The sequence below is a fragment of the Candidatus Clostridium helianthi genome, assembly GCF_045310795.1.
GTDB lineage: Bacteria > Bacillota > Clostridia > Clostridiales > Clostridiaceae > Clostridium > Clostridium helianthi.
This window is the reverse complement of sequence record NZ_JBJIAB010000005.1, coordinates 177,784-191,048: the sequence shown is the minus strand read 5'-3', so window position 1 is coordinate 191,048 and position 13,265 is coordinate 177,784. Positions and strand designations below refer to the sequence as shown.

Annotated in this window: 9 protein-coding genes and 1 other annotated feature; of the genes, 7 read left to right on the top strand and 2 right to left on the bottom strand. The window is 27.9% G+C overall.

The annotated features are described in order from the left end of the window. The first annotated feature begins 19 nt into the window (after positions 1 to 19). From ACJDTP_RS06355 to tyrS, 6 genes are all read left to right on the top strand, one after another. Positions 20 to 655, top strand: a complete 636-nt coding sequence (locus ACJDTP_RS06355) for a DUF3793 family protein (RefSeq protein ID WP_406760789.1) — start codon at positions 20 to 22, stop codon at positions 653 to 655. Positions 656 to 1,259: 604 nt separating this feature from the next. After that, the gene (locus ACJDTP_RS06350; protein ID WP_171771400.1) at positions 1,260 to 1,799 is read left to right on the top strand and encodes an NUDIX domain-containing protein; all 540 of its coding nucleotides are present in this window, start codon (positions 1,260 to 1,262) and stop codon (positions 1,797 to 1,799) included. 619 nt (positions 1,800 to 2,418) lie between these two features. Beyond that, complete coding sequence (locus ACJDTP_RS06345) at positions 2,419 to 3,762, top strand: MATE family efflux transporter (protein WP_406760788.1); 1,344 nt, start codon at positions 2,419 to 2,421, stop codon at positions 3,760 to 3,762. 329 nt (positions 3,763 to 4,091) lie between these two features. Further along, positions 4,092 to 5,054, top strand: coding sequence for a UV DNA damage repair endonuclease UvsE (uvsE, locus tag ACJDTP_RS06340; RefSeq protein ID WP_406760787.1), 963 nt, complete (start codon positions 4,092 to 4,094; stop codon positions 5,052 to 5,054). Positions 5,055 to 5,283: 229 nt separating this feature from the next. Then, positions 5,284 to 6,309 carry a transglutaminase domain-containing protein gene (locus ACJDTP_RS06335; RefSeq protein WP_406760786.1) on the top strand — a complete coding sequence of 342 codons (1,026 nt, stop codon included), beginning with the start codon at positions 5,284 to 5,286 and terminating at the stop codon, positions 6,307 to 6,309. A gap of 124 nt (positions 6,310 to 6,433) precedes the next feature. Then, positions 6,434 to 6,696: a binding site (T-box leader), on the top strand. 91 nt (positions 6,697 to 6,787) lie between these two features. Beyond that, positions 6,788 to 7,999 (top strand): tyrosine--tRNA ligase, encoded by a 1,212-nt coding sequence (tyrS, locus tag ACJDTP_RS06330; RefSeq protein WP_406760785.1) that lies wholly within the window; start codon positions 6,788 to 6,790, stop codon positions 7,997 to 7,999. Positions 8,000 to 8,094: 95 nt separating this feature from the next. Here the strand turns inward: tyrS and ACJDTP_RS06325 are convergent, their stop codons facing one another. Next, positions 8,095 to 9,276 (bottom strand): AI-2E family transporter, encoded by a 1,182-nt coding sequence (locus ACJDTP_RS06325; RefSeq protein WP_406760784.1) that lies wholly within the window; start codon positions 9,274 to 9,276, stop codon positions 8,095 to 8,097. Between the two features lie 101 nt (positions 9,277 to 9,377). Continuing rightward, complete coding sequence (ppx, locus tag ACJDTP_RS06320) at positions 9,378 to 10,886, bottom strand: exopolyphosphatase (RefSeq protein ID WP_406760783.1); 1,509 nt, start codon at positions 10,884 to 10,886, stop codon at positions 9,378 to 9,380. A 203-nt stretch (positions 10,887 to 11,089) separates the two neighbouring features. On the opposite strand from ppx, the gene ACJDTP_RS06315 reads away from it, so the two are divergent. Next, positions 11,090 to 13,147 carry an RNA degradosome polyphosphate kinase gene (locus tag ACJDTP_RS06315; RefSeq protein WP_406760782.1) on the top strand — a complete coding sequence of 686 codons (2,058 nt, stop codon included), beginning with the start codon at positions 11,090 to 11,092 and terminating at the stop codon, positions 13,145 to 13,147. Positions 13,148 to 13,265 lie beyond the last annotated feature (118 nt).

Genomic DNA, 13,265 nt, shown 5'->3' with positions numbered 1-13,265 from the left:
AATTTGGTGGTGATATGACATGAGATATCTAGATTTTTACAAAAGATTAGATTTGATGGATGAGAAGGAATATATAGAAAATTTCTTGGTATATAATTCATCATTAGTAATCGCAGGAGTTAAACCAGCTGTAACTATAAATTTGAAAAAAAGTAATGAAAAGATGTATATTGGCTGGAATGACTTCGGAAAAAAATTTATAAAAAATATAAATTTAAAGTTCATAGAGTTAAGAGAAAATAATGATTGTATGATAATAATGATTTATGATGAAAATATATTAGAAAAAGAATTAAATAAAAAATCACATATAGATTTTTTAGCAAACATAGGGTATCCTTCCCAGATAAAAATAGACAGATACATTGATACATTAAAATTTAGATATAATAAATATCACTGCCCTCATGAGCTTGGATTATTCCTAGGAATACCATTTGAAGATGTTAAAGATTTTATGGAATGTACTACTAAAAAATGTTTACTATGTGGATACTGGAAGGTATATAACGATAGTAAGAAAGCAAAGATGATTTTTAACACATATGACACAGTTAAAGAATATACAATAAATAATATGCTTGAGGGAAGTTTATCGCGTGACCTCGCTTTAAGTATAAAAAACTCCTTTTATAATAACCCTTTATACATTTGATTATAAAAATTGTATTTAGCAAATAGGTAATTTAGATTATTAAAATTGATTAATATAATTAAAAAAGTTTTATCAAAATTTTGAATACAAAATAAAATATTCTTGGTAACGCACACTACCATGAATGTGAGTAATTAACCACCAAAAGTTTAATATTTAGTGACCACACACCACTAAGTATTATGACTAAACGATATTTTATAATGTCCACACACCATTATAAATATCTTCATAAATAGTACAAACGAATAATTTCTATTTAATATAATAAAGTAGATACATTTCATAAAATTCAAATATGGCCCACAAGGTTTACAAAAACTTTGTGGGCCATATTTGAATTTTAATAATTATTGATTCTTATCAACCAGTAGAAATATTTTAGTATCAAGGTTAAATTTATTTTAATAAATTTTTACAATAATAGATAATTAAAGTATAATTTGTTTAAGGATATTTTTCTGTAAAATAGTAAAAAATATAAAAAACATCATTAGTGGCTAACTAAATTAATTATTATTTTAACAATATCTAGGCGAAATCAAAGATTAATAGATAAATTATTTATGGTATAGGGAATTTTGAAGAATAAGGATGTGAGAAAATGAATATTATGTTCAACAAACTTTTTGAAATAGATAAAGTAAGTGATTCAATTGAAAAAATCAATTTTAGGGAAGCAGTAAGAGGAATAATAATAAAGGATAAAAAGATTCTAATGGTACATTCCAAGAATAAGGATTATAAGTTTCCAGGAGGGGGAATGAAAAAGGATGAGGGGCATATAGATGCTCTGAAAAGAGAAGTGGAAGAAGAAACTGGATATGTTTGCAGTAAAATTGGTGATCAACTTGGAATTATAACAGAAAGAAGCAAAGATAAATATGTTAATAATAGAGTCTTTAAGATGATTTCTTACTATTACTTAGCAGAAGTATCAAATGTAAGGAAACCTCAAAAATTGGATCCATATGAGGCTAAATTAAAATTTAAGCCAGAGTGGATACGGATAGAAGATGCTATTAATAATAATGAAAAAATAATATCATCAGGAGTAGAACCAATTGCAAACTGGATTTTTAGAGAAACTTATGTGTTAAAAGTGATAAGAGATTATCTAAATAGATTTAATAAAATAACATAATAATTAATGCGTATATATTGCTGTAATAAATTTATATTTAATGTTTTAGTAAGTGAAATACTCATACGCAATTAAAATGTAGAAATTTAATTAAAGAATATATATTAAAAATGCTCAAAAGAAATGTAAGAAATTTTATGAATTAATTCATATTGCACAGAATATTAATAAAAACAAGTGTTAGTAAAAAGAAGAATAATCTAAACACCTTATTTTAGTGATAAAGTATGCAGAGTAAGGTGGTGATTTTTAGTAATAAGTGATAAGATTATAAATAGTTATAAAAATTTTATATCAAAGAAAGAATGATATATGTTTATGAAATATTAACGATATGTCATTCTATTTGCGTGTTTTTATAAAAATTGTATTCTAAATTATTGATTTTGGGATAGTGTGTATTAGAATACATTATAGAAGATGGAATTTATTATTGAATATATGAGTTTTAAATTGTTGGAGCAGTAAGGAGGGATATAAAGACGAATATGGAAATATGTAATGTAAATTGAAAATGGACAAGAGTAATAGCTATAAATATATAGCTTTAATTTTTGTTTAACGTTAACAGAAAAAACTAGTAACTTGGGTGTTTTACTAGAAGGAAGAAGGATATTGTGTGTTAATAAGAAAAGATGTTTTAAAGTTAGCAATACCTATAATGATAGAGCAAACATTTGTTATGTTATTAGGTACATGTAATACAATGATGGCAGGACATATTGGTGAACAAGCTGTATCAGCAATAGGAATGGTTGATTCTATAAACAATATGTTTATATCATTCTTTGCAGCTTTATCAGTAGGTGCAACGGTGGTGGTTGCTCAGCAGATAGGAAGAAATAAACCTAAGAAAGCAAATGAAACAGCTAAACAAGCTATTGTATCAGGTATTTTAGTATCATTAATTATAACATTGCTTTTGTGGATTTTCAGGATTAAATTAATTAATGTACTTTATGGTTCAGCAGAAGAATTAGTTAAAATTGATGCAAAACTATATTTGGAGTTTACTTTGCTTACGTATCCATTTATAGCAATAGAACAAATTGCTAATGGTATACTCAGAGGATGTGGAGATACAAAAACTCCTATGCAAATAACAATATTTATGAATGTTATAAATATTGCTTTAGGATATACATTGATATTTGGAATTAATACACTGAGCATATCGTCATTTGGAATAGCTGGTGCAGCAGTAGCTATTGCAATTGCTAGACTTATTGGTACTCTAATTATAATGTTAGTTTTATTTAGAGGAAGTAAAATTATAAAATTAAAAAATATATTTCCATTTAAATTTGATATGGAAATACAGAAAAATATATTTAATATAGGAATCCCAGCAGGTATGGAACAAGTGATATTTAATGCAGGAAAATTAATAGTTCAGATGTTTATAGTTACAATGGGAACAGCATCTATTGCTGCCAATGCAATTTCATCATCTATTGCTATAATGATAAATGTTCCAGGAAATTCACTTTGTTTAGCAGCAACAACTTTTGTGGGACAATATGTAGGAAGAAATGATATTAAAGGGGCAAAGAGTACGTTAATATATTTGACTAAGTTTGGTACTATCTGTTTAGTATCTTTGGGCTTGATTTTTATACCTATATCAAAATGGTTAGCATCTCTTTATACAAATGTTCCAGAGGTAATAAATATATCATCAACATTAACTAGAAGTAATAGTATAGCATTAATTGCTTGGGGGATATCTTTCATACTTTCATCAGGTCTTAAAGGAGCTGGTGATACCAGATATACTATGCTAACTGCATTTATAGGTATGTGGATATTTAGAATATTTGCAGGTTACATTTTAGGTATTGTTCTAGGAATTGGTGTTTTAGGAATTTGGATTGCTATGTATATTGATTGGATTGTACGTGGACTTATGTACTGCTTTAGGCTTAGAGGAAATAACTGGCTTAAGCATAGAATTTCTGACTAAAATAGTTAAAAGAAGTTATCTAAGAATAGGAAAATAATAAGGTATGATTAACATTAATTTTTATTATTTTTAGATAACTTCTTTTTGTATAATTATAAGAAATTTACAAAGATATTAAAAAAATAGTTATAATTCAAAAGAAAATGTTTACAATAATAACTGATGAGATTATAATAAGTAATAGAGTGTTTAAAAGTTTAAATTATTAAATATTAATCTAACTTTTAATACAACCTCTAATACTCATTAATCTCTTTACATATAATTGGACTCCACTTTGGAGTTCTTTTATTATGTTCAAGAAATATTAAGTACATAGGAGAAGAATTATGAGAATAAGGTTTGGCTATGTAGCAATTTTAATGAGGTTGGGTAAAAAGATTTCTAGTTCTAGCACAGTTACATTTACAAATTATAATAAAATTATTTCTGAAAGGAACAAATTAGATAAATTAAAGAGCATAACACTATCTAACTTAAATGATCTAGAGAAAATACTTAAGTATAATGTGGAGAATCAAATACACTTTTATAGAATAACATCTGCTTTAATTCCTCTAGTTACTCATCCTGATGTTGGTTATTGGGGACATAGAGAGATTTTTAAAAAGGACTTTGAATTTATTGGAAGAATAATTAGGCAAAATAATATGAGAGTGGATACACATCCAGATCAGTTTAATGTTTTAAATAGTTCAAGTAATGAGATTGTTAAAAATTCTATCAGCAATTTAATGCGTCAAGTAGAATGGTTTGAGGATCTTGGGTATTTACATGGAAAAATGGTTTTGCATGTGGGAGGAGCAACTGGTGGAAAAGAGTCAGGAATAAGCAGATTTATTGATAACTTTTCTCTAATCCCAGAAGAAATAGCATCCAAATTAATTCTTGAAAATGATGATAAAATATATACTGCAAAGGAAGTTCTAGATATATGCAGAACTTTAAATCTTCCGATGGTATTAGATGTTCATCATCACAATTGCAATAATAATGGTGAAAATATAGAGGACTTACTTGAGGAGATTTTTAATACATGGGATAATGAATTTTTTCCACCAAAAATACATTTTTCAACACCCAAAGACCATGATAAAGATAGAAAGCATGCTGATTATATAAATGCAGAGGATCTTGTTGAATTCTTAGAGAAAGCTAAAGTTTTAGATAGGGATTTTGATATAATGCTAGAATGTAAGCAGAAAGATGAGGCACTGTATAAATTAGTAAAAGATATAAAAGTCATAAGACCACAATATAAATGGATCGATAACAGTACTTTTGAATTATAAAATAGTTTTAACAACTACCTAGAAAATTTAATATTTTAGGTAGTTATTTTTATGAATATATATTTGAATTTAGCATCATTGATAATATTCTGATATAATAGATATATATGTTTTGGGAGGTAAATAATAATCTGGGAAGGAGGAAAGTATTGAATTGTGCTGCTTTATAACATAATATTAACAAAAATTATTCCAATGGGATTCATATGAAGAAAGAAGGGATTTATTGATGAGAAACGTTATTAGAAATCTATTACTTGGATTAATAATAATATCAGCAATAATAGGACAACCTGTTTTTGCAGCAGATAATGATTTAAACTCATATGTATATAACCATTTAGAAAATTGGGACACAGAGTTTCAAATTGATTATTATAAATCTGATGTATTAGAAGTGGTACAAAATATTGCAAAAGACGATGATTACTTAATGAGATCACTGGAGAAAATGGTCTATGAAAGAGTTGGAGATAAAGCAACATTAAAGGTTACTTATAGAACAACAAAAGATCAAGAGTTATATATTAATCAAGAGTTAACTAAAGTAGTTAATTCTATAACTACCAATGGAATGAGCGACTTTGATAAGGTCAAGGCAATAAATGAATATTTAATAAATAGATTTGAATATGATGATAGTCTTGTATCTAATAATGCCTATTCTGCATTGACAACTGGAAAGACTACATGTCAAGGTTATGCTATGACTGCTTATAAAATGCTTAAATTAGCAGGTGTAGAGAATAAAATTATTATTGGAAATTTAGATGGTGTTCCTCATGGATGGAACTTAGTTAAATTAAATAATAAGTGGTATCATTTAGATGTCACAAATAACGATGCATTAGGAAATAATAAATATTTCCTTAGACAAGATAAGGTTCTAAAAAATGATGGATTTACCTGGAAAGAAAGTGATTATCCAGAATGCGCTGAGGATTATAATTATGAGAGTAATAAGGCAAGCAGTTATAGTGGATTATTATCTGAGCTTAAGTCTAATAAAGATGGTAAGTGGAATTTAGTTAATTCTGCGTGGTATTTTTTAGAAAACACAGGACGTTGTGCAACTGGATGGAATATAATAGATAATAATTGGTATTATTTAGGCAATGATGGCGTAATGAAAACAGGATGGATATACTCTAATGGAAAATGGTATTATTGTTATCCTGGAAGCGGTGCTATGGCTCTTAATTCTGTTATTGATGGAAAATATAGAGTTGATTCAAATGGAGCATGGATATCATAGCTGTAACCATTAAATAATAAAGTTTATATTGACAAAAGCTTAAGTTTTTTGTACAATTTAAACAATTTAATATATCGCATAATAAGGAAAGTAATTTATTATATTTCTTTATTCTAGATTTTCAATAAAAGCAATGAAAAGAATAAGTAGAAATTAGTGATGCCATACAGAAAGTTACCGTTTGATGAGAGGTGCATGGAAGCTGGTTTTGAATACATCTTAGAGCTTCAAGCTGAAAAAAGTTTCTTTTGAGTAGGCGATGACGGAACCCTGCACCCGTTATAGTGCTAAAGTATAACCAAAATTTTGGCGTACTTGAAGAGGTTAATCGTGTGAGCGATTAATGAATTAAGGTGGTAACACGGGAGTTATACTCTTGTCCTTTATATTTTAAAGGACAAGAGTTTTTTTGTTGTAAATATTGAATCTTGTAACGCTTACTTATATTAAAAATAAGAAATATTTAGGAGTTAAGAAGATGAAAAAGAATGCTGAAGAACAAATTAAAATTATAAGGAAAGGAGCTGCAGACATAATTAGCATTGGTGATTTGGAGAAAAAAATTATTAAATCGGCAAAAGAAGATAAACCTTTAATAATTAAGTTAGGATTAGATCCAACTGCGCCAGATATCCATTTAGGTCATGCGGTTGTATTAAGAAAGATTAAGCAAATGCAAGATTTAGGGCATCGAGCAGTTATAATAATTGGTGATTTTACTGGTAAAATAGGAGATCCAACCGGAAAATCTAAAACTAGGAAGCCTCTGACCAAAGAAGAAGTAGTAGAAAATGCATTAACGTATCAAAAGCAAATTTTCAAAATTTTAGATAGAGATAAAACAGAAATTAAGTTTAATAGTGAATGGTTATCTGAACTGTCATTTGAAGAAGTTTTAAAACTGGCTGCGACTACAACAGTTGCAAGAATGCTAGAAAGAGAAGATTTTAAAAAGAGATATAATTCTAATACTCCTATTGGAATTCATGAATTTTTTTATCCTCTAATGCAAGGTTATGATTCTATAGCATTAAAGGCTGATATAGAATTAGGAGGAACTGATCAGACCTTTAATATTCTTATGGGGAGAACATTGCAAAAAAATGCTGGAATGGAGCAGCAAACAGCAATATTTATGCCTATATTAGAAGGACTGGATGGAAAGGAAAAAATGAGTAAGAGTTTAGGAAATTATATAGGAATACAAGAATCAGCAGAAATAATGTTTAAGAAAGTAATGGAAATTCCTGATGATTTAATTATAAAATATTACGAACTTGCTACCGATGAGCATCCAGATAAAATTAGAGGAATTAAAGAAGAGTTGGATAATGGCAAAAATCCAAGAGATGTCAAATTTGAGCTTGCAAAAATTATAACAAGATTATATCACACAGAAGAAGAAAGTAAATTTGCACTTGAATATTTTGAAAATGTATTTAAAAATAAAAATATACCTGATGAGGTGCCTGAAATAAATATACCTTCTGAATGTAGCTTGTTAGAAGATGTTGGAAAAGTCCTTGTTAAAAATAAATTAATAAAATCGTATAACGAATTTAAAAGGCTTGTAAGTCAGGGGGGAGTTTATATAAATATGCAAAAAGTAACTGATTTTAATAATACAACAATTAAAAATGGAGATGTACTAAAGTTAGGGAAGAAGAAGTTTATTAAAATAGTAAAATAGCTAAAAGTGCATTAGAATTAAATGAAACAATATGTACTATATTAAAAGAGGCAGTCAATTGAACTGCCTCTTTTAATAAATTAATTCATAAAGATTTACGACTGCTTTTGCTTTTCTATGTAATTTTCGTACCAATTATTAAATAAAACTTTACATGAAGCAGCAACTGGTACGGCAAGGAGCATTCCTAATAACCCGCCTACATTGCCACCAATTAGTATAGCCATCATTGTAAATACCGCATGTAAACCTACACTATTTCCAACAATTTTAGGGGCTAGAAGATTATTATCAATTTGTTGTACAACTAGCATAGCAACTATGGCGTAAACTATTCTTATAGGTGTACCACTTAAAAGTCCCATAATAGCAGCAAGAATAGTACCAATAATTGGGCCTACATATGGAATCATATTGCTTATTCCTGCAATTATACCAATTACAAAAGCGTAATCTATTCCAACAATTGAAAGTGCTATCGCTGATAAAACTCCAACGAAAAAAGCTTCCAGCAATTGACCGCGCAGGTACTTAGCAAAGACTTCGTGAACAACTCTAAAAACGTAAATAATTTTATTGCCTAAAATACTTTTACCAAATACTAAATAATAAAGCTTATTCCATAGTGCTATAAAATATTCAGAATCCTTTAGAAGATATATACTGATTACAAGTGCAATAAAAAATGTTGCAACACCACTTCCAATTGACATTATATATGATGTCATATTTCCTAAGTTGCTTTCAACATATCTTTGTAAATATATAATTCCGCTAATAATATAAGGTTTTATATTATCTATAAAAGAATTATCCAGCCTATCTAAAGTCCCTTTTATGGATTCGGTTGAAAAGGAGTTACTCTTTAAGTATAGGGAAATGTGTTGAGTCATATTTATAATAGTAGTATTATTTGATATCTGACCGCCTATCATAAAATAGATTCCTAAGATTAAGCCTGAAAATATACCAATAATTAAGATATATGTAATCATAATTGCTATAACTCTTCGAGTAGATGCCTTCTCTAATTTATATAGTTTGTTCTGCTTTAGAAAAGTTTCAATGGCTCTAGTTATAGGATATAAAAGATATGCTATTATGATACCGAAAAGCAGAGGCTTAATTAAATTAGTTAAATATCCTAGAAAGTCAAATGCAGATCTAAATAATAATCCCATATTTAAAATAATTAAAAATGCTATATATAGTATAACGGCTGTAATAACTATATATATGGAATACTTGAATAATTTTTTATCAAATTCAATTTTCATATAACGGTATTATCTCCTTATTTTACTTTAACCTAATTTACTATTATATGAATTATATCATATTTTAAGGCAAATATATCATATAAATATTTAAGTAAAACTTATAATGGGATAATAGATAACTTTTTGCTAAAACATTTCTTAAAGCTTTCATCCATTTCTACAGGTAAACTATCTTGCATGTATTTAACACTACTCTTAGGAAGTGTTAACTTAAAAGTATCTTTCTGGTTTATAATTGTGACTTCGGATAAGCTATTATAAAAATATTTATCAATTTTATGAGCAAGACATAATATTATTGAAATTTTCTTGCATATTAGAATCTCCTCTTTTTTAAGGATATCTTTATATTCATCTGATAATTTGTAATCAAATTTACCGCTTAGTGCTATGGCGTAACCAAGCATTAATATTTGTTTATGTGTAAGTCCTGAAATTAAGGAGTTAATTATGATATATAAGCTGTGTTTATAAGCATGTTTTATAGAAATACTTATTCCTAAATCATGTAATTTAGCTGCTGCACCAAGAAGTTTATATTCTAATTGTAAAAATTCATAATTTGGTTTTTCAAGGTATTTAAAAAATACAAGAGATAAATCACGTATTTTTTCAGCATGTGAAATATTTAAGTCATTATTTGTTAAAATATTGTTCAATGAGTAATCTAAAATATCAAGATTATCAAGATTTTTATTCAAGAGTTTTTCGTATAAAACACCTTCGCGGATTCCATATTGACTAATTTTAAAAGCAGGACAATTGCAATAGTTCATAAGCATTACAAGTGCCGAGAAAGGTGCGGTAAATATGTCAGATCTTTCTCTAGGTAATCCCTTTAATTTTGCCTTTTGGTTCGTATTAAGATTGAGAACATATTCATGAATTATTTTAACTTCATCAAAGAGCATAGTATAATTATGGAGCAGGTCAAGTGGATATTTAATAAATTTCTTATGAATTTTACCAATCGAACGAGCTGTTCCACCAATTCCAATTAAAGGCAAATTTTGAGCAAGCTTTAGCCAAGGTAACTTATCAAATTCATTAAATATAAATTTCTTAAATGCTGAAATAGTATTTTTGTCTGATGGCACATCAAAAGGAAATAGCTTAGTTAGTGGTATGGATCCTAGAGGTAAACTTACTCTATTAAGAATTTTTTTATCTTTCATTAAAGTGATTTCCATGCTTGAACCGCCAATATCAATAAGTAAGGCATCTTTTATATCCATGGTAGCTTTGATTGTTATATATCCATAAGCTGATTCTTCAATTCCAGTAAGAACTCTAATATCTAAGTTAGTCTTCTCTTTTACCAAAGATAAAATATGGTCTCTATTTTTTGCACGTCTGATTGCCTCAGTAGCTACTACGATTATTTCTACTACATCATTTTTCTCGCATAAAATCTTGAAGAATTCTAAAGTAATTAACAATTTATCTATTCCTTCATTAGATAAATTGTCATTTTCATCAATAAACTGACCAAGTCTTGTCATTCTTTTTTCTTCATCAATTATTTTAAATGAATTATTCTCATATATTTCATATACTAGAACCCTCATTGAATTGGAACCTATATCAATAACCGCGATATTTTTCATTGTTCACTCCTCCTCTATATAATAATATGATAAAAAGTTAACTTGCATATAATAACATTTTAACTTAAAGTTAACAAAAATATTAGATTATATTAGTATACATTTAAATATATTACATTATTCAATGTGTATTTAAAATACTATATTTACAAATAATTAAATTAAGTTGAAAATGATTAGCTTATAGGATGAGGAGAATAATTATGGATGAAAATTATACATATGATAATTACGAAAATTTTTTTAATCGTGAACTTAGTTGGTTGGAATTTAATCAACGAGTTTTAGATGAAGCTAAGGATAATACGAACCCATTATTGGAACGATTAAAATTTTTATCCATATCAAGTTCCAATCTCGATGAATTTTTTATGGTGAGAATTGGATCATTATATAGTCAAATTCAAGCAGGATTTGAGGAAAGAGAAGTTTCTGGATTAACACCAAGTGAACAAATTAGTAAAATACTTTATAGAGTTAGGGAGATGGTTAAGGACCAATATCGTACATATGAGCATTTGTATGACCACTTAGGTTCTAGAAATATAAGAATTTTCACGTATGATATGTTAAATGAAGAGCAATTAGAATTTATAAATAACTATTATAAAAATATATTATATCCAGTTTTAACACCTATGGTGATTGATTCAGGCAGACCATTTCCTTTGTTGTTAAATAAAACACTAAATATAGGGGTTATATTAAAAGAAAGTAAGAGTGAACAAGAATTGTTTGCTACAATTCAAGTACCATCAGTTTTAGGGAGATTAGTTCCTATACCAGGGGGGATAGGTGAAAACTTTGTATTATTGGAAGATGTCATAAAAAATCACCTAAAGGAATTGTTTGGATTTAAAGTATTAACAACAGCGTGCTATAGAATAACTAAAAATGCAGATTTAAGTTTAAATGAAGAAGGCGCAGAAGATTTGCTTGAAACAATAGAAGAATCTCTTAAGCAGAGAAGGTGGGGGCTTGCCGTAAGATTGGAAATTGAAGAGACAAATGATAGTAGGATTATAAATAAATTAGAAGAAGAATTTGAAATTTCGGAGAATCAAATATTTTGTATAAAAGGGCCAATTGATTTAACATTTATAAATAAATTATATAGTATTAAGGGATATAGTGAACTTAAGTTTGAGCAAATAAAGAGTCTGCAAGTTAAGGAATTACAAGAAGACGATATATTTCAAGAAATAAGCAAGAAGGATATTTTTCTACACCACCCATATGAAAGTTTTTCATTAGTAGTAAAATTAGTAGAAACTGCTGCTCAGGACGAAAAAGTACTAGCTATAAAGCAAACCCTATACAGAGTAAGTGGGAATTCACCTATAATAGCTGCGCTTTCAAAGGCAGCAGAAAATGGAAAGCAGGTAACAGTATTAGTTGAACTTAAAGCTAGGTTTGACGAAGAAAATAACATTCATTGGGCAAGGCAGCTTGAAAAAGCGGGATGTCATGTTATATATGGTGTGATTGGATTAAAAACTCATAGTAAAATATTATTGATTGTTAGAAAAGAAAAAAAAGGTATTAAAAGATATGTTCATTTAGGAACTGGAAATTATAATGATGTAACAGCTAAATTCTACACAGATATTGGGATAATAACATCAAAGCCTGAATATGGAGAAGATGCATCAGTTATATTTAATATGCTTTCAGGATATTTTAAACCTGAAAATATGAGTAAAATAACTATTGCACCGTACGGATTACGAAAAAAGTTGGAGCATCTAGTTGAAAGAGAAACAGAGCATGCTAAAAATGGAAAGAAAGCAAAAATAATTGCAAAAATGAATTCGTTAGTAGATAGAAAGCTTATGATAGCTTTATATAAGGCGTCACAAGCTGGAGTTAAAGTCGAACTTATAGTTAGAGGAATTTGCTCATTAAGGCCTGGAGTTAAAGGCTTAAGTGATAATATAACAGTGAGAAGTATTGTAGGAAGGTATTTGGAACACAGCAGAATATATTACTTTTATAATAATGGAAAAGAAGACACATATATATCAAGTGCTGATTGGATGTATAGGAATTTAGACAAAAGAGTTGAAACTATGACAGTAATAGAAGATCATCTTATAAAAAAGGAACTTAAAGAAATGCTTGAATTATATATAAAAGATAATGTTAAAAGTAGGATATTGCTAGATGATGGTTCTTATACAAAAGTTAAAAGTGAAGGTAAAATCGTTAATTCACAGAAGGATATGATAGAGATTTGTAAAAAGTTTAATCAGAAAAGTTAGATAAATATATGATTTAAATAAATATGTTATATGTTGAGCAGAAGTGATATAAGCAAATAAAATTCGGTAGAATTTAATAATTTGGATTCTTAAAAATGGAAATTAACTTAAGTAGTGT